Consider the following 17,625-nt stretch of genomic DNA (forward strand, 5'->3'; position numbering starts at 1 on the left):
TGCGCGTTATTCAATAGCATTCGTAGTGTTGATTTCGACAAAAACCAATCAATGACCATGAATGACAATCAATAACATTTACCTCATGAAAGTCGATACCGAAACCTTACACAAGATTGCCCATTTAGCCCGGCTCGAAGTCAGGCCGGAGGAGGAGGCCGCCCTGCTCAACAGCCTCAACAGCGTACTCGACTGGATGGAGCAGCTCAACGAAGTAGACACCACGGGCGTTGAACCCCTCACGCACCTGTCGGAACTAGACGACGAGCACGTGTTGCGCGACGATGTCGTGGCCAATCAACTACCCCGCGAGCAGGCTCTTGCCAACGCCCCCGCCCATGATGAGCAGTTTTTCAAAGTAACGAAAGTACTCTAATGCCAAACCGCCGGATCGGCGCGAGCCGTGACGCCTCTCCAGTGCCAGCAACAACCCATTGCCAATCAAACAGATAGCTAAAAACTAATGCTGACGTGTGTGTGAGGCCGGGGATTGATGCTTTACAGGAGACAAAAAATTTCTGAATTGGCTTGATTTTAGACCATTCAGCTTGTTATCTTTGCACTCGCAAATGCGAAATAGCTCGATAGTATAAGGGTAGTACGACAGATTTTGGTTCTGTTTGTCTAGGTTCGAATCCTGGTCGAGCTACTTACAAAAGCCGATTCCTCACCGAATCGGCTTTTTTTGTTTTTCAACGCGAAGGCGCAAAGACCGCGACGTTTATCGTCTCGTAAAAAGGTCTTTGCGTTCTTTGCGACAGCCTTCGCGTTAAGATTACGAACCATGAATTACCTTTCAGCCGAAAACCTTTCGAAAACATACGGCGACCGGACCCTCTTCCGGAACGTTAATTTTGGCCTGAGCCGGGGGGATAAAATCGCGATCGTCGGGGCCAATGGCTCAGGCAAAACCAGCCTGCTCTCGATTCTGGCCGGGGCTACTCCACCCGACGACGGGCTGGTGAGCGTTCGGAAAGACATCACCGTGGGCTACCTCGATCAGCAGCCTGACCTCAACGAGGCGCTGACCGTGATGGAGGAAGTGCTGGCGGGCGAAAGCGCCCAACTCGACGCCGTGCGCGCCTACGAAAAAGCGCTCACCCACGACGACCCCGCCGCCCTCGAACGCGCGATGAGCCAGATGGAGAAGCTCGAAGCCTGGGATTACGAGGCTCAGATCCGGCAGATTCTGGGGGAGCTGGGCATTCAGGACGTGGAGCAGCGCGTGGGTACGTTGTCGGGCGGGCAGCGGAAGCGCGTGGCCCTGGCGCGGGTGCTGATTCAGAACCCCGACCTGCTGATCCTCGACGAGCCGACCAACCACCTCGATCTGGAAGCCATCGAATACCTCGAAAGCTTCCTGAACACGCAGAACGGTACGTTGCTGATGGTTTCGCACGATCGGTACTTCCTGGATCGCGTCTGCAACCAGATCGTCGAACTCGACAACGGGCAGTTGTATGCCTACAAGGGCAACTACGCCTATTTTTTGGAAAAGAAAACCGAACGGCTAGCCGCCGATGCCGCCGAATTCGAGAAGAACAAAAACCGGTATAGCCGCGAGTTGGAGTGGATGCGCCGCCAGCCAAAGGCGCGGGGCACCAAAGCCAAATACCGCGAGGATGCGTTTGAAGACCTGGAAGGCAAGGTAAAAGGTCGCCGCACAGAAGGCGAACTCGACCTGAACCTGCGCGTGTCGCGGCTGGGCAGCAAGATTCTGGAAGTTGAGAACCTGAGCAAGCGCTTCGGCGAAAAAGTGTTGCTCGATCATTTTACTTACACGTTCAAACGGCAGGATCGCGTGGGGCTAATTGGCAAGAACGGCATGGGCAAAACCACGCTGCTCAACATGCTCACCGGCGAGCTGCGCCCCGATTCGGGCAAGATTGTGGCGGGGGGCACTGTCAAATTCGGCTACTACACCCAAAGCGAACTCGACATTCCCGACAATCAGCGGGTGATCGATGTGGTGCAGGATGTGGCCGAGGTGATGAAACTGGCCGACGGGCAGACCATCACGGCCAGTCAGTTGCTCCACCACTTCCTCTTCGACCGGCAGAAACAGTATGACTTTGTGGCCAAACTGAGCGGTGGCGAAAAACGGCGGCTGCAACTCCTGCTGGTGCTGGTGCAGAACCCCAACTTCCTGATCCTCGACGAACCCACCAACGACCTCGACATCACGACGCTGAACGTGCTGGAAGATTTTCTGCTGAACTTCCCCGGTTGTGTGTTGATCGTGACCCACGACCGCTACTTCATGGATCGGCTCGTGGAGCACGTCTTCGTGCTGGAAGGACAGGGCAAGGTGCGCGACTACCCCGGCAACTACACCGATTACCGCGAATGGCGCGACGCCCAGCCCAAGAAAAACACGGCGACCAAAGAAGCCGCTTCAGCCAGCCATAAACTGGCCCCGGTTGACCTGTCGGCGGCTCAATCGGCGGCACCCGCCCAGAAGAAAAAACTGAGCTTCAAAGAACAGCGCGAATATGAATCGCTGGAGGGTGAAATCGAGCAGTTAGAACAACGGAAGGCCGAGGTGATTAACTTGCTGAACGGCGGCGGCCACCACGAACAACTCACCGCCTGGGCCACGGAAATCGAGCAACTCGACAACCAGATTGCCCAAAAAACCGACCGCTGGCTAGCGCTGGCGGAGTTTATTTAATGGACAATGTATGATGAACAATGCACAATGGCTCTGCTTTAGCGTCTAATTGTACATTGTGCATCATACATTGTCCATTCACTACGTATGCAAGACATCGTCGACTTTTTCCGCTACCTGCTCAATTCGGAGGAGATTATTCGAACGGGGGGGCTGGTTGTTGTAACCCTGATCGTTTTCATCGAGAACGGCGTCATTTTCGGGTTCTTTCTACCCGGCGATTACCTGCTGTTTCTGGCGGGCGTTTTTGCGGGTACCAAGGTGCTGGCGGTGTCGCTGCTGCTCTTGCTAACCTGCATTTTCAGCGCGGCGGTGCTGGGGGCGTTGCTGGGGTATGGTATCGGTTATTTCTTCGGTCGGCGACTGCAGAACCGGCCCGATTCGCTGCTTTTCAAGCAGGAATACATCACCAACACGCGCAAAACGTTTGAACGATATGGCAATCAGGCGTTGATCGTTGCCCGCTTTTTGCCGGTTGTCCGCACGTTTGCCCCCTTGCTAGCGGGCATCATCCACATGAATTTCATCCGCTTCATGAGCTATAACCTCATCGGCGGCGCACTGTGGACATTCGTGCTGGTGGCAGGCGGCTATTACTTCGGCGTGCAGTTTCCGTGGATCATCAACTACGTCCACTGGATCATTCTGTTCTTTTTGGGTGTTACTACGTTTACAGTGATCAAGGGATATTTAAACTCCCGCAAGCAGGCATAGCCCAGGAACCGATACGAGGTCCGCAGCTTGTGGCGCTGTGCCTGTTCCTTGTAAACCGTAGTAAACCGACAAAGACGATGAACCAAGAACGCAGTAAAGCTGCCCGGCAAGTTGCCGTTGCACTTGGTGTAGGCCTGATTCTCGGCGTTTCGACTCCGACGCTTGCGCAGGATTGGATTGGCCCGACGCCCATGGACTACGCCAATATGACTATGAACACGACGAACACCGCCATCATGAATTATCAGATTGAGCGGATGACGGGCGCCGATAAGCTGAAAAAGTCGCGCAGCAAGACTACCACGTCACGCTCGAATCGCATCGTATCCCCGGCTACGTATACCTACACCGCGACCGATGCCCAGAAGGCGTCGGTGCTGAACGGATACATTCAGGCCGTCGCTAAAACGAATGCCGATCTGGCGGCAAAGTTGCGCGAACAATTCACGAAGTACCGCTACGATGCCATCTTCAATGGGCTGCTTTCGGGCACCGGCCTGGCGACGAACAACCTGGCCGACGTGCTGGCTGCCTATACCGTGCAAAGCTGGATGATTGTCCACAATAAACAGACGGACTTATCGTCGGCTCAGATTGCAGGGGTACGGCAGCAGTGGGCCAATGCACTGGCCACCACAAAACTGGCCAACGATGCCTCGGCCCGGACGCGAAACGCCGAAGAGTTAAAAATCAGAACGGTGCTGTTAAATGCGGGTTGGAAAGACGCCATGAAAGTGGGGGGGCTACCGGCCTACGGTTCGCTGGTCGACAAGGCGTTTCGTTCGCTGTTCAAACTAGATCTGACCGGCCTGACCATTACATCGGCAGGGCTTGTGAAAAAATAAGGCGCTAGTTCAACGGACCTGGTCCCCGAGCTGCCAGTGTATCAGCCAAAAGGGCCTCGACACGCTTGTGTCGAGGCCCTTTTGGGTTTCATAGTCATCCAGCAACCCGGACCTGTTGCGTTTGGCCACCTTTAGAAATCACCGCCCAGTGCGCGCAGCAGGGCCACTACGTATTGCACTTCCTGGCTGCGTAGCTGAACGGCCTGCTGTTCGGCGGATAGTACCGTCCGCTGGGCATCGAGCACTTCCAGGTACGTTGTGAACCCTTTCACATACAGTTCCCGGTTGTACTGTTCGGTGGTGCGGGCCAGCGCGACGGTCTGGTTTTGCAGGCCCAGTTGCTCGCGCAGGTACGTCAGGTTGTCCAGTGCCGTTTCGGCTTCGCGCTGGGCGACCTGCAGCGTCTGCTCATACACCTGCTGACTCGTGCGGGTTTGCTGCTTCGAGAGCGCGACGGTTTCGCGGTTACGGCGCCCTTCATAGAGCGGCACCGATGCGTTGACGCCCAGCAGGTACGTAGCACTAGTCGGCACAAACCACGACGCGATCTGTCCTGACAGTACACCGCCCGACCCTACCAGCGTAACACGCGGCTGCGTACTCGCCTGCTGCACCAATAGCTGGGCATCGGCCACCTGGATCGCACGTTCGGCCTGCAACAGATCCGGCCGACGACGGAGCAGATCGGGCGGAATGTTGGCGTAGGGGAAGGTAGGCACTGAAGCAGGCAACGTACCTGTGGCCAGATTGAACGTAGCCGGGTCCTGCGCCGTTAGCTGCGCCAGCGCATTGACCAGTTCGACCCGCGCCCGTTGCAGACCAGCGATCTGTACGCGCAGTTGCGCCAGATCGGTTTCGGCCCGCTGCACATCAATCTGGTTGACCAGCCCCACCCGAAAACGCTCGCGGACGATGCGCACGGTTGAATCGCGGGCGGCAATGTTGCGTTGGAAAACGGCTTGCTCCGCTTCGTTGCCCCGGATGAGGTAATACGTTCGGGCAATATCGGCGGCAAGCGTAAGGCGCAGCGCATTCAGGTCGGCCTCAAACGACTGTGCCTGCAACTGCGCCACCGTAACGCCCCCCCGAATACGCCGGAACACGTCGAGTTCCCAGCTGGCATCGACCGGCAGCAACTGAAACGTATTGAGTTGAAACCGCGGCAGCCGATCGGTGGCCGTTGGGATGGCCACGGGGCGGTGCTCCGAAAGGCTCTGCGTGGTGATGAGCGCGCTGCTGCGGATGGATGGTTGCAGAAACGACTGCGCAATCCGAATGCGTCCCCGCGACTCTTCGATGCGGCTCACAGCGGCGCGCAGGTTGGGGCTGTTGGTCAGGCCCAGTTGCACCAGATCAGCTAGAATGGGATCGCTGAAACGCAGTACGCCGCTGGTGGGCAGATCAATGGCGGCACTGGCATTGCTGGCGCCGTTCCCGACGGGTACATTGGCCGCCGTTGCGGGTGCCGAGGGCTGCACGGTTCCGGCACCGGGCTGCAAGGTCACGGCCCCACCGGGCGGCGATACCTGGGCCAATACGGCCGTGCCTGTTAGCAGAAAAAGTAAAATAAGTCGATTCATAGGTTTCTGTGTGTCGTCTGGTCGGTGAGCCTTGTATACTGGTCAGACGATACGCTACTCATGGCGCTACGCCGCGCTGGGTTTAGCCGCTTTTTGCTGGCGCAGGCGCACCTTCATCCCATCGCGCAGGCGGTCGTTGGGGTTGGTGATGACGCGCTCGGTACCGGTCAGGCCGGTGGTTACTTCGATTACGTTACCGTAGTCGCGCCCTAGCTTGATGGCCTGAAAACGCACTTTCATATCGGGCTCCAGAATAGCCACCTGTGCCCCCTGCGGTGTCATTTTCAGGGCGTTGGCAGGCAGCATTACGCTGGCACCAGCACTACCCCGCGGCGCGAATTTCACCTGCGCGTAGAGCCCCGCCGGGATCTTACGGCCTGGATTGGCGATTACCACCTCCGTGAGCAGAGTGCGCGAGTCGCTGCTGAGCGAACCAGCTGTACGGGCCACGGTGCCAGTAAGCGTACGGTTCTGCAATTCGGGAATCTGCACGACGGCGGGCATACCCACGCTGATCTGCTGGAAATACGATTGGGGTACGTCGACAAACACCCGCAAGCGATCGAGTTGGGCGAGCGTGTACATGGGTTGCGGGCTTGTTGGCGAAATCAGGTCGCCTACTTCGACGCCCCGCGTGGTGATGATACCCGTAAACGGCGCCCGGATTTCCTGCAACCCCCGCACCGACTGAAACCGGCGCAGGTTGGCTTCGGCTACCTGCACGGCGGCGCGGCGGTTGTCGATATCCTGCTTCGAGATGGCCCCAGCCAGCGTCACGCTCGTTACACGGGCGAGGTTCGTTTGGGCTAGATCCAGGTCGGCGCGGGCGCGGGCGATGTCTTGCTCAATTTCAGGTACGTCGAGCAAAGCCAGCACCTGCCCCTGCCGAACGGTATTGCCAATGTCGGCTGTCCGCTTGCGCACAAACCCCTGCGAACGGGCGCGGATGGGTGTTTCCATGAACGGCCGGATCTGGCCCGGCAACGTCAGGCCGGTGGAGTCGGTACCTTGCCGGAGGGGTACGGCGTTCACGATCAGCTCGCGGGTACGTTCGGCTTCGGCCTCGGCGCGAAGTTCCTGCTGGTTTTTGATGCGCGGCAGCACGCCCACAAAGACAAACAGCGCCACCAAGCCGAGGGGAATCAGGAAGAGGAGTAATCGTTTCATAGGACAGTAGCACCGAAGCTCCAGCTTCGGCAATGGCTCGTGCTCGGAGCCGGCTATACATTACCGAAGCTGGAGCGTCGGCGTTACAGGTTCCACCGTCACTACGGCGTCTTTGTTAAGTACCGCGTAGAGGTGGGGAAAATGTTCGTTATTCGTTGCGGCTTCATAGCGCAGATCACCCGTCAGCTTGTTGGGGTCGACGTGCAGTACCAGCAGGTCAGGTACGTCGTGGTAGTACCGTTCCAGCACACCCGGCACCTGCTCCGCTGTCGAGAGGTGAATGAACCCCTCCGTGTGCAGGCTGTCGGCTTCGTAAAGCGGCTCGTCGGCCTGTTTTTCCCAATTTGCGCGGGTCGTAATGTGGTAGATCATAGTAATTGTCATTGGCTACACGTCATCTGGCTTCGCCGTCATTGATTGTCATTCGTTGTTCGTCAAAGCAACTCGTACGCTTAATGACAATCAATGACGGCAAAGCCAGATGACTAGGCATGACTTTTTTTCTCTTTAGCCAAATAACTGAATACGGTTGGTACAAACAGCAGTGTGGTAAAGGTTGCCAGCAGCAGACCACCGATCACGGCGCGGCCGAGCGGGGCGTTTTGCTCACCGCCTTCGCCTAGCCCCAACGACATGGGCAACATCCCGATAATCATGGCGATGGCCGTCATCAAAATGGGGCGCAGGCGCGTACGCCCAGCTTCGAGGGCCGCTTCGTAAGCATTGTTGCCGACGTCGGGCAGGTGGTCTTTGGCGAAACTCACCATCAGGATGGAGTTGGCCGTGGCGACCCCCACGCTCATGATGGCGCCCATCAGCGACGGGATACTGAACGTGGTGCCCGTCAGGAAGAGCATCCAGACCATGCCGCAGAGTGCGCCGGGCAACGCCGTAATGATGATGAACGGGTATTTGAACGACTGGAAATTGACCACCATCAGCAGGTACACCAGCAGAGCGGCAAACAAAATACCGATACCCAGGCGGCTAAAGGCACTTTCCATGCTCTCGACCTGCCCCCGGATGGCAATCTTGTTACCCGGCTTGAGTTGGGGTTCAAACTCCTTCGCCAGTTTTTCCAACTCCTTCGCCACCGAACCCAGATCGGTGCGTTCCACGGCGGCATACACGTCGTAGGTCGGCTGCGTGTTGACCCGGTTGATGATCTGCGGCGTCGTGCTACGTTTGATTGTCGCTACGTTGCTGAGCAGTTGCGGCGTAAGCGTCTGCTGGTTGCTGATCAGCGGCGTACGGAGCAGCTTGTCGTAGGAGTCGAGTTGGTAAGGCGGCGTCTGTACGGCAATCAGGTAGGGGAAGCCCGTAACCGGATCGGGCCAGAAGTTGGGACGTACCTGCGCGGTGCCGCTGAGCGAGATATTCAGGTTGGTGGCCACGCGCTGTTCGGTCAGGCCAAACTGGGCAGCCCGCTCCCGATCGACGGTCAGAAATAGTTCGGGCGCATCGAGCACCTGATGCAGGTGCACGTCGACCGTTCCGGGAATCTGGGCGATCCGCTGCCGAAGTTCCCGCGCAATTTTGAGGTTGTTGCCCCGGTCGAAGCCACTCACCTGCACGTCGATGGGCGAGGTCAGCCCGAAGTTCAGAATCTGACTGACGATGTCGGCAGCTAAAAAGAAGTAAGTCACGTCGGGCATCTCGTCGCGGAGGCGGCTGCGCAGTTCACGCACGTAATCGTCGGTGGGGCGATCGCGATCTTCCCGTAGTGAAATCAGCAGTTCGGCATCACCCGCACCGGCGGCGGCATTATCGGTGAAGATGAAGTTGTAGCGCTCCGAGGTGAGCCCGATGTTGCTGATCACCGATTCGATGGCCGCTTCGGGGATGGTTTCGCGCACTATGGCTTCCGTTTCGGCCGCCACGCGCTCAGTTTCTTCCAGCCGCGCCCCCACCGGAGCCCGCAGGTGTAGTTTAATCTGCCCGGCATCGACGTGCGGGAAGAAGTCACGACCCACGAACGGCATCATCACCACCGTAACGCCCACCATCAGCGCAAACAAGGCTAGCACGGTCTTGCGGTTGTTAAGCGCCCAGGTCAGCCCCTTCATGTAGTTGTTCTGAAAGCGATCAAAGCCGCGGTTAAAACGCGCCACGAACGAGTTGGGTGAACCACCGTCGTGCCGCTCATTTCGCAACATCAGATCGGCCATCATTGGCACCAGCGTCCGGGAGAGGATGTACGAGGCGATCATGGCGAAGACCACGGCCATGGCCAGCGGCCCGAAGAGGAACCGCGCCGGTCCTTCCAGAAAGAGTACCGAGACGAATACGATACAGATCGTAGACGTGGCCACGAGCGTGGGCGTGGCAATCTGCGCCGCCCCGACCAGAATGGCTTCCCGCAGCGGCAGGCCCAGTTCTTCATTCCGGTGGATGTTTTCGATGGTTACCGTGGCATCATCGACCAGAATCCCGATGGCCAGCGCCAGCCCGCCGAGGGTCATGATGTTGAGCGTTTCGCCCAGCAGATAGAGCGTGGTGAGCGAGGCCAGAATAGATAGGGGAATCGACGTGGCGACGATGAGTGTAGAACGCCAGCTACCCAGAAAGAGCAGAATCATGGCGGCGGTGAGCAGGGCGGCAATGATACCCTCGACCACCACGCCTTTGATGGACGCCCGCACAAACACCGACTGATCGAACAGATCGACCAGCCGCAGACCCGACGGCGCCGACGCCCGCACGGTGGGCAATACCCGGTTTTTGATCTCGTCGACCACGCGGGTGGTTGACGCGTTTCCCGTTTTCACGATGCTCAGCAACACCCCTCGGCTACCGTCCTGCTTCACCACGTTGGCCTGCACCGCCGAGCCGTCGTGTACGTTGGCGACATCGCGCATGTGGACGGTAGTGCCCCCGACTACTTTGATAGGTACGTCGTTGAGCGTCGAAATCACGTCGGGTTTGCTGTTGAGGCGTACCGTGTATTCGCGTTCCTGCATCCGTAGCGAACCGCTGGGCAGCGTCAGGTTTTGGGCCGACACGGCGTTGGTCACGTCTTCGGGCGTAAGGCCGTGCGCCAGCAGTTGCTCCGGCTCCAGATCGACCATGATCTGCCGGGTACGTCCCCCAAAGGGCTGCGACATCCGGCTCCCCGACACCGTGGCAATCTGGGGGCGGATGCGCGTAGCGGCGTAGTCGGTGATCTGCGATTCGGTCAGGCTGTCCGACGAGAGGCCCAGTTGCAGCACAGGTACGTCGGTGGCGTTGTAGCGGACAATGAGCGGGGGCTGCGTGCCGGGCGGCATCCTGACGATGATCGTCTGCGAAATCGCCGCCACCTGCGCCAGTGCTTCTTCAATCTTGACGGTCGGCTGGAAATAAAGCTTAATGACGGCCGTCCCGTTGTAGGTCTGCGATTCGACCCGCTGAATGTCCGACACGTTGTTGATCAGCGAGGTTTCCGAGAAGTTGGTTACCATCTTCTCCATCTCGTTGGTCGACAGGCCCGAATAGCCCCACAGCACCGTCACGACGGGAATGTTGATGCGCGGAAAGATATCGGTGGGCATTTGCAGGCTGGCTACCGTCCCCAGAATGAGGATCAGCAGCGCCATCACCGCAATGGTATATTTTTTCTCAAGCGCAAGGCGTACAATCCACATGAGGGCGTAGCTGGTTTATGAAAAACGGTGGTTAAGTAAAAGCGCTGACCGCATCTACTTAACCGGCGCTGCCAGTGTAAGTAAATTTGTATATTTTCAAGAAAATCGATCGAAAATAATCTACCACGCCAACAATTGGTGGGTAAAATTGGTTGCCAGCGAACTAGTTATCCTAACAAGGAAAGAGGGGAAAGGAAAAATATAATTGTATAATATCAAGAAAGAATTTTAGACGTACTAGCTGTATACCGATTGACTCCTCTTTGAGCCTGATTGTATCCTGTTACTTTCTTGTAAGAGCTGTGTGTCGATGGGTTATTACAATTAGTTTGTCTGGCTAAAAAAAACAGCAAAACACCCCGGCTAGCCTAAGCTAACCGGGGTGTTCTTTTCATAACGTTGAGTTGATTGGTGCAAGCTGGGCTATGCTAGCCGATATGCAGGGAGCTTTTCGCCTTGTCAACACCTGTCTTTAGCCCGTCGATCAGGCTATCGGCTTTGTCTTCGGCGTCTTCGCTGTATGTTTTCACTTTGTCTTGAATCTTGTCCTTCGCATCGGCCAATGCCTCGCGGGTGTGAGCCGTGGTCTTGCGCCACGTTTTTTGCAGTTCGTCAGCTTGGTTTCCCGTAGCCTTGGCGATCTGCCGGCGCAACTTCTTACCTGACTTTGGAGCGAACAGTAGGCCAATAGCCACACCAGCCACCAGGCCCGTCAAGATACCGGTTGCATAACTGCGGTCACTGCTGATGAGATCTGAGATATAATCTTGGGGGCTTTTGCGTGATTCGAAATTCATGGTATTCGTTGAGTGCTAGTGCACAGTGATGGTACGCCTACTCATAAGTCAATATCGTGCCAGAGCAATTGAATAAATACAATTGGCTGTCTATTAGCAAGTTGTCGATTCATATTAGTTGATACTCAACCTGGTAGTGTGGGTATTGTTACTCGATTCTGTGGTTTGAGTGGGACAATCACTGAAACTCATGTTTGTCGACGTCGACCAGCGAATCGCCAATCGAAGGCAACCGAACTGGTACTTAGCAGCGACCCCTCATCCGACCCCTACGCCGCCTGCCAAGCAACGTTTTGCAACCTCCTGTTGACTGGCGTAGTTTAGTAGCTATAAACAACGCATCGCCATGACACCCACTCGGCAATCTTCTTTGATCCGGCGTGTAAAAGACATCACGCTGGGGGCTACGCTTTCCCTGACGCTGCTCGGGGGCGCGGCGGTTACGCTGCAAAGCTGCGGCAATAACGACGACCGCGCTAAGGGCGACTACGACGATGGGGCGGGTGGTGATGTCGTTACTTACAAAAAAGGCGTGCGGTCAGTGATCACCGAAACGACGCCAGGTGAGTTCAAAATTACCGATGAGGTGGAAGCGGACCCCAGTCAGTCGGGGGCGATCGTGAAGTACCGCGATGGGCATTCTGATACGCTGAGTGTGGAAGCCGCCCGCCGACTGGTGCAGAATGACCCATCGACGAAGCAATATTTCAATAACCCGAACCAGTATGGCAGCTACCACCACAACGGGCTGGCCAACGCGCTGCTGTGGGGCGGTCTGGGCTACATGCTGGGCCGCAACAGTGCCAATTATAACGAACAGCGCTACAGTTCGGGCTTTTATACCAACTCCAACCTTTATAACCGGTCGCAGCAGTTGGGCCGTACCATTACCTCGTCGCGGGTGGTGACGAGCCGCCCCAGCGGTGGACGAAGCGGTTTCTTCCGCAGCCGGAGCGGTGGCGGCTTCAGCCGGGGTTTTGGGGGGTGAGAAACTACGTTCAACGTTCAATGTCCAAGGTTCAATGTAACTGACGTGCCATACTGAGACGTCAGCTACATTGAACCTTGGACATTGAACGTTGAACGCTATTTACGCCAGCAGATTGCGGCAGTAGTCGACGCATTTCCTCACTTCGGCGACGGCGGTTGAGCCTTCCGGCACTTTGTATTCCAGTTCGACGGTGGCCGGAAAGGCGTATTTCTGATCGCGCATCAGCTTCAGCACATCGGTAAGAGGCGTGTTGCCCTGTCCCCACGGCAGGTTGCCTTTGCCGTGCGCCGGGTCCTGCCGGTCTTTAATGTGCATGCTGGCAATCCGGTCGTGCTTCTGGCGGATCAACCCCAGCGGATCGGGCTGACCAGCGGCGACGTAGTGGCCCAGATCGAAGTTCATCGCGTTGCCGGGCGATTGCGCCAGCGCCGTATCCCAGAAGGTGGGCGTCTGCTGCTCGTGGCCGTGGTAGCCCACCCGGATGCCGTGCTTCTGCGCCATCTGCCCCAGCTTGAGCGTGTGGGCGTCATTGGCCGGGTGCTCGAGCGTTACCTGGTTGGCGCCCAGCGTTTTGGCCGCTTTCATGCCGTAGGCAATCTCGGCATCGGAGTTTTGCATCCCGAACGCATCGGGCTTGAAGCCGTAGATGCTCACGCCCGCTTTGTTGTACAGCTTACGAAGCTGTTCAAACTTGCTCATCGACGCCGATTGCCGCCAGGTAGCCATTTCGGCCCGATAGGCCTTCATCTGCTTGTCGGCTTCGGCCAGTTGCTTCTGTTCGTCGTCGGTCAGGGGTTGGTTATCCCGGCGTTTGCGCATCAGCGGAAAGAGTGCCCGCATATCCACCGTGTTTTTCGGGGCACCCGCAAAGGTTTCGGCGGGGCCGCCCATCAGTTCGATGGCGTTGATGCCGCTGTCGAGCACGTATTGCAGCGTAGCCTCGGCGGTCTGGTCGGGCATGTCGCGGAACGAATAGGTGATGACCCCGATCTGAACGCCGCTGATAAGCGAATTGGGTTTGTCGAGGTGGCGCACAATGGCCGGTGCCCCGAACAGCTTGTTGGTACCCAGAACGGCACCCGAAAGAAGGGCCGCCGACGTACCCAGAAAATGACGACGTGACTGTTGATTATTCATGCTAGTAAGGCGGTTATGTATGTTGGGTTGGTAGAACAGACTTATTGCTGAGCGAATACTTTCAACTGGCGCATCGACCAGGGTACGTCGTCGGGGTTGCTGGGTACGTTCTCGGCGAGGCTGAGCCGCAGGTAACGGGTCTTGGGGCTGTTGACCAGCAATACATTGTCGCCGTCGGTCCCTTTCTGATCGGCTTTGGCCACCTGCCAGTGCTGCCCATCGGTTGAGGTTTCGACGGTGTAGGTACGTGGGTACGTCTGAATCATCGGTGGGGGCGTCGGCGGGGCACCGGGCGTTGGTTTCCAGCCCGGCCGCCGCACCGGACTGGCCGTAAAATGCAGTTCGGCCACGCGTACGTCCTGCGGCAGTTCGATCTGGTACCACATGCCTTTTTCCTGCCGCCCGCCCGTCGACCAGCCTTCGTAGGTGAAGGCGCTGGCGGGCGATACGTTGCCGCCGATGCGCGTTGAACTGGTATGGCTGGCGGTCGCTTTCAGGGTTTGGGGTTGTAGTTCAAACGGCGTGAGTTTAGTCAGGCTGGCGAATTGGTACGACCCTTTCTGGTCGATGGTTTTGGCCCGAATGGCAGCAACCTGTTGCGCCGACACGAGCGGCGCGTCGTTGGATAGTCCGTTACGGATGTACGACAGCACATCGGCCATCCATTCGTCGGACTGCTCTTTCATGCTCGCCATCATCCCCCCGGCGTAGGTCTTGCCCTCGATGGGTCCTTCCAGCCCGTGCAGCACCACCCGGACGGCATATTCGGGGTGGCCCTGCAACCGGAGCGAACCAGCCAGCGCCGGAGCCAGCAGCCGCCCGTTGCCCGCCGGTGTACCCAGGCCCGTGTTGCCGTGGCACTGCGAGCAGAGTTCATTGTAGATCAGCGCGCCCCGCTCGACCGATGCCTTCTGTACTGCACTCAGCTCCGGCGCGCCAAACGGGCCCATGTTGCGGGGCCGGGCTGGGGTCAGAATCTGCTCGCCAACCAGTTTGACACCCGCCGCCGTGTTGCTGGCCATCGCCGCTTTTATGCTCGTTTCCAGATCAGGCAGTTTCAGCACTTTCGCCGTCAGCATCGCCTGAATCTGCACGTCGGTATCGGTGTCGGCCATCGCCTGCTTGAGGGCTGGCTCCAGCGTTTTATCGCCCGTTTTGTACAACGTTTCACCTGCCCGCAAGGCCTGAATCCGGATTTTTGGATTGGGGTCTTTCAGCAGTTGCTGCACGGTAGCGGCGGGCAAAGCGCCCAGCCCTTCGAGCGTCCAGAGGGCGTGGGTACGCGCCAGATGGTTGGGGCTCGTGCGGGCTAGTGCCGTTAGTTGCGGCACCACCGATAGGTCTTTGCGTTGCACAAGCACCTGTTGGGCGGCGTCGCGCCACCAGCCGTTGGGGTGCGCCAGGTGTTTCACCAGTGCCGCCGACGGGCTGCCGTACATATTGGGCCGGGTTTTGTCGCGCTCCTTGCCCGTGTACGTGATGCGCCAGATGCGCCCCAGCCCCACCACTTTATCGAGCTGGTATTGTTCGATTTTGGTGCGCAGGTACGTACCCCGCTGCGTCCATTGCCCTTCCTGAATAATGCCGTGGTACATATCGGTGATGTACAGGGTGCCGTCGGGGGCGGTGGTCATGTCGACGGGGCGGAACAGCGGATCGGTCGAGCGCAAAAACTCCGACTGCTGTTCCTGGTACACGTTGTGCAGGGTAGTGAGGCCCTCGTTTACGACAGGGTTGATTTGCCGGACAATGCGGGCAACGGGTTCGCCGTAGAAGTACTGGCCTTTCAACTCAGCCGGTAGGCGGTCACCCCGGTACACGTCATTACCGGCCGAACCCGTCACGCGTTTGAGCGAGCCGTCGGGCTGGCGCACTTCGTCCATACCGCCCTGCATATCGGCTAGCTTGACGGCCGCACCCCAGGGTACGTCGAAACCCTTCGCGAACTCGTTGGGTACGTCGAAATTGCCGTAATGAATCGGAAACTGGAAGTACGAAGGCAGGCCACTGGCCCCACCCTGAAACCACAGTTTGCCGTTGTCGTCGTGCGTGACGCCCCACTGCGCCCGGTTAAAGCCCGTTTTTTCACGAATCACCCCGTTGGGCGTTTCGCGCACCCGGAAGGCGTTGACGGTGCTGTAGAGCCAGTTGTCCATGCCCCAGTACATGAAGGCCTGCTGATGCTCCACGTTGCCCGACCGACCATATTTGTTCGTAAAAAACTCTTTTTTGTCGGCCTTGCCGTCGCCGTTGGTGTCGGTGTATTTATAGACGTTATCGGCGTCAGATTCCATCGACAGGATGCAGTCTTTGCCGTAGGGCAGTACAAAGCGCGGGAAGATGAGGTTATCGACGAAGGTGGTACCGGTTTCGTAGATGCCATCGTTGTTTTTGTCTTCCCAGCGCGAAATTCGGCTCGTGGGGGCCAATTCACCTTTCGAGTCGGCGTCGAGCATGTAGGTACGTAGTTCCAGTACGTACATTCGCCCGTTGGCATCGAACGAAATGGCGGCGGGCTGCTGAATGGCCGGTTCGGTCAGGATGGGTTCGATCTGGTAGCCGGGCGGCAGCAGAAACTGCTTGGCTTCGTCGGCGGGCGACAGGGGCTGAACGGGCGCTTTCGATTCCAGATCGACGTCTTTCCAGTCGGGATCGTTGGGGTCGGCGCCTTCGGGCAGGCTCAGCTTAGGCAGCGTATCAGCCGCCAGTGTTTGCCGGAGACGCACCTGCCTGACGGGGTTGGTGTCGACGTAAGCCGATAAGCCACCGATGAGCAGGGCACCGGTCAAACAAAGGAGGGTAGTAGGACGTATCAACATAATCCTGAATCAAATTTGTTACCGGCTGGCCCCCGCACCTGCGCGCCTCGACCACCTTGAATTACCATTTATCCTAAGGAAAATACAGCCAGAAGCTACTATGATTTCGCTACGATCCCTTACGCAATCCCCCGATGCGCAACTCCGGCAACTCGGCTGGGAATGGATGCTGGGCACTGACACTCTCCCCTATCTGACTAACGAAGCTGTGGTGGTCTCGGCCAGCGACGCCGATGCCTACGCCCAGGCAGCCAACGAACTGTTTGAGATGCTGGTGGCGGCGGGGCAGCGGGTGATCGATCAGGACCGCTTTGCCGAACTGGGCATTCCGGCCAATCTGGTTGACCTGATCCGCCACTCGTGGGACGACGATCGGAATATTCTGCTCTACGGCCGGTTCGATCTGGCCGGGGGTGATTCGGGGATTAAGCTGATCGAGTTCAATGCCGATACGGCGACCTGCCTGCCCGAAACGGCGGTGGTTCAATATGCGCACCTGCGTGCCAATGGCCTCGACGACGATCAGCAATTCAACGGGCTGTTTGAGGCGCTGGTGAGCCAGTTCAACGAGTTGAAAAGCCAGAATCCGGATCTGACACCCACGCTGTTGCTCTCGGCCATGCGCGAGGCACCCGAAGACGACACCAACGTGGCGCTACTGGGCGAGGCGGCGCGGGAGGCCGGTTTCGAGGTGGCGTTTGCCTATATCGATGAGGTCGAATTTTCAGCCGACGAAGGCATTTATCGGTTCGAGAAGGGACCGGATGGCCGCCCGCAGTTTACGCGCTACGACTTCTGGTTCAAGCTCGTACCCTGGGAGTACATCGCCGAGGATGAGCCCGAGCTAACTGCACTACTGACCCAGATTGTAAAAGGGCGGAAAGCGGTGGTCCTAAATCCGGCTTATAGTTTGCTGTTTCAGTCGAAAGCGATCCTCGTCATCCTTTGGGAATTATACCCTAATCACCCGCTGCTGCTGCGCACCGAAAGAAAGCCGCTGACGGGCATCCCATCCGTTGAAAAAGTGCTATTCGGACGCGAAGGGGCCAATATCCGGCTGCTCGATGCGGGCGGACAAGCCACCGAAACGGCCGAGGGCGACTACGGCGATTACCCCAAAATCTACCAGCAATACATTGATTTTCCCAGCGATGCGGCGGGGCATCGGTATCAGGCGGGGGTGTTTTTTGCGGGCGAAGCCTGTGCGCTCGGTTTTCGGCGGGGCGGCAAGATTCTGGACAATACGGCCCAGTTTGTGGGGCACGTGGTAGTCGACTAGCG

13 protein-coding genes and 1 tRNA gene are annotated in these 17,625 nt (G+C 57.8%); 7 read left to right on the forward strand and 7 right to left on the reverse strand.

Annotated features, from left to right (window positions below):
- The first annotated feature begins 85 nt into the window (after positions 1-85).
- The 5 genes from gatC (at position 86) to FAES_RS01240 (ending at position 4,230) form a co-directional block, all read left to right on the forward strand.
- Positions 86-376 carry an Asp-tRNA(Asn)/Glu-tRNA(Gln) amidotransferase subunit GatC gene (gene gatC, locus FAES_RS01220; protein WP_041258489.1) on the forward strand — a complete coding sequence of 97 codons (291 nt, stop codon included), beginning with the start codon at positions 86-88 and terminating at the stop codon, positions 374-376.
- A gap of 202 nt (positions 377-578) precedes the next feature.
- A tRNA-Gln gene (locus tag FAES_RS01225) sits at positions 579-649 on the forward strand.
- A gap of 135 nt (positions 650-784) precedes the next feature.
- Complete coding sequence (locus FAES_RS01230; protein ID WP_015329357.1) at positions 785-2,671, forward strand: ABC-F family ATP-binding cassette domain-containing protein; 1,887 nt, start codon at positions 785-787, stop codon at positions 2,669-2,671.
- Between the two features lie 87 nt (positions 2,672-2,758).
- Positions 2,759-3,385: a DedA family protein gene (locus tag FAES_RS01235; RefSeq protein ID WP_015329358.1), complete on the forward strand. Its 627-nt coding sequence runs from the start codon at positions 2,759-2,761 to the stop codon at positions 3,383-3,385.
- Positions 3,386-3,462: 77 nt separating this feature from the next.
- Positions 3,463-4,230, forward strand: a complete 768-nt coding sequence (locus tag FAES_RS01240; protein WP_015329359.1) for a hypothetical protein — start codon at positions 3,463-3,465, stop codon at positions 4,228-4,230.
- 131 nt (positions 4,231-4,361) lie between these two features.
- Here FAES_RS01240 and FAES_RS01245 read toward each other — a convergent pair whose 3' ends face one another.
- The 5 genes from FAES_RS01245 to FAES_RS01265 all read right to left on the reverse strand — a co-directional run bounded on the left by FAES_RS01245 (position 4,362) and on the right by FAES_RS01265 (position 11,397).
- Positions 4,362-5,810: an efflux transporter outer membrane subunit gene (locus tag FAES_RS01245; RefSeq protein WP_015329360.1), complete on the reverse strand. Its 1,449-nt coding sequence runs from the start codon at positions 5,808-5,810 to the stop codon at positions 4,362-4,364.
- A 66-nt stretch (positions 5,811-5,876) separates the two neighbouring features.
- A complete protein-coding gene (locus tag FAES_RS01250) occupies positions 5,877-6,977 on the reverse strand; it encodes an efflux RND transporter periplasmic adaptor subunit (RefSeq protein WP_015329361.1) in 1,101 nt (366 codons plus the stop codon).
- A gap of 60 nt (positions 6,978-7,037) precedes the next feature.
- On the reverse strand, positions 7,038-7,349 hold the full coding sequence (locus FAES_RS01255; RefSeq protein WP_310589898.1) for a DUF952 domain-containing protein: 312 nt from the start codon (positions 7,347-7,349) through the stop codon (positions 7,038-7,040).
- A 113-nt stretch (positions 7,350-7,462) separates the two neighbouring features.
- On the reverse strand, positions 7,463-10,600 hold the full coding sequence (locus tag FAES_RS01260; protein WP_015329363.1) for an efflux RND transporter permease subunit: 3,138 nt from the start codon (positions 10,598-10,600) through the stop codon (positions 7,463-7,465).
- 428 nt (positions 10,601-11,028) lie between these two features.
- Positions 11,029-11,397: a YtxH domain-containing protein gene (locus tag FAES_RS01265; RefSeq protein ID WP_015329364.1), complete on the reverse strand. Its 369-nt coding sequence runs from the start codon at positions 11,395-11,397 to the stop codon at positions 11,029-11,031.
- Positions 11,398-11,743: 346 nt separating this feature from the next.
- Here FAES_RS01265 and FAES_RS01270 point away from each other — a divergent pair, with 346 nt between their 5' ends.
- Positions 11,744-12,385 (forward strand): Cj0371 family chemotaxis-regulating polar lipoprotein, encoded by a 642-nt coding sequence (locus FAES_RS01270; RefSeq protein WP_015329365.1) that lies wholly within the window; start codon positions 11,744-11,746, stop codon positions 12,383-12,385.
- Positions 12,386-12,487: 102 nt separating this feature from the next.
- Here FAES_RS01270 and FAES_RS01275 read toward each other — a convergent pair whose 3' ends face one another.
- Both FAES_RS01275 and FAES_RS01280 read right to left on the reverse strand, forming a co-directional pair.
- Complete coding sequence (locus tag FAES_RS01275; protein ID WP_015329366.1) at positions 12,488-13,525, reverse strand: sugar phosphate isomerase/epimerase family protein; 1,038 nt, start codon at positions 13,523-13,525, stop codon at positions 12,488-12,490.
- Positions 13,526-13,566: 41 nt separating this feature from the next.
- Positions 13,567-16,314, reverse strand: coding sequence for a DUF7133 domain-containing protein (locus tag FAES_RS01280; protein ID WP_198409032.1), 2,748 nt, complete (start codon positions 16,312-16,314; stop codon positions 13,567-13,569).
- A gap of 130 nt (positions 16,315-16,444) precedes the next feature.
- On the opposite strand from FAES_RS01280, the gene FAES_RS01285 reads away from it, so the two are divergent.
- Positions 16,445-17,623, forward strand: a complete 1,179-nt coding sequence (locus FAES_RS01285) for a glutathionylspermidine synthase family protein (RefSeq protein WP_041257342.1) — start codon at positions 16,445-16,447, stop codon at positions 17,621-17,623.
- Positions 17,624-17,625: the final 2 nt, after the last annotated feature.

Source organism: Fibrella aestuarina BUZ 2, from assembly GCF_000331105.1.
Classification (GTDB): domain Bacteria; phylum Bacteroidota; class Bacteroidia; order Cytophagales; family Spirosomataceae; genus Fibrella; species Fibrella aestuarina.

Excerpts from the sequence above, each read along its gene's own strand:
- gatC (WP_041258489.1), top strand. The coding sequence starts at position 86 with ATGAAAGTCGATACCGAAACCTTACACAAGATTGCCCATTTAGCCCGG.
- FAES_RS01230 (WP_015329357.1), top strand. The coding sequence starts at position 785 with ATGAATTACCTTTCAGCCGAAAACCTTTCGAAAACATACGGCGACCGG.
- FAES_RS01235 (WP_015329358.1), top strand. The coding sequence starts at position 2,759 with ATGCAAGACATCGTCGACTTTTTCCGCTACCTGCTCAATTCGGAGGAG.
- FAES_RS01240 (WP_015329359.1), top strand. The coding sequence starts at position 3,463 with ATGAACCAAGAACGCAGTAAAGCTGCCCGGCAAGTTGCCGTTGCACTT.
- FAES_RS01245 (WP_015329360.1), bottom strand. The coding sequence starts at position 5,810 with ATGAATCGACTTATTTTACTTTTTCTGCTAACAGGCACGGCCGTATTG.
- FAES_RS01250 (WP_015329361.1), bottom strand. The coding sequence starts at position 6,977 with ATGAAACGATTACTCCTCTTCCTGATTCCCCTCGGCTTGGTGGCGCTG.
- FAES_RS01255 (WP_310589898.1), bottom strand. The coding sequence starts at position 7,349 with ATGATCTACCACATTACGACCCGCGCAAATTGGGAAAAACAGGCCGAC.
- FAES_RS01260 (WP_015329363.1), bottom strand. The coding sequence starts at position 10,600 with ATGTGGATTGTACGCCTTGCGCTTGAGAAAAAATATACCATTGCGGTG.
- FAES_RS01265 (WP_015329364.1), bottom strand. The coding sequence starts at position 11,397 with ATGAATTTCGAATCACGCAAAAGCCCCCAAGATTATATCTCAGATCTC.
- FAES_RS01270 (WP_015329365.1), top strand. The coding sequence starts at position 11,744 with ATGACACCCACTCGGCAATCTTCTTTGATCCGGCGTGTAAAAGACATC.
- FAES_RS01275 (WP_015329366.1), bottom strand. The coding sequence starts at position 13,525 with ATGAATAATCAACAGTCACGTCGTCATTTTCTGGGTACGTCGGCGGCC.
- FAES_RS01285 (WP_041257342.1), top strand. The coding sequence starts at position 16,445 with ATGATTTCGCTACGATCCCTTACGCAATCCCCCGATGCGCAACTCCGG.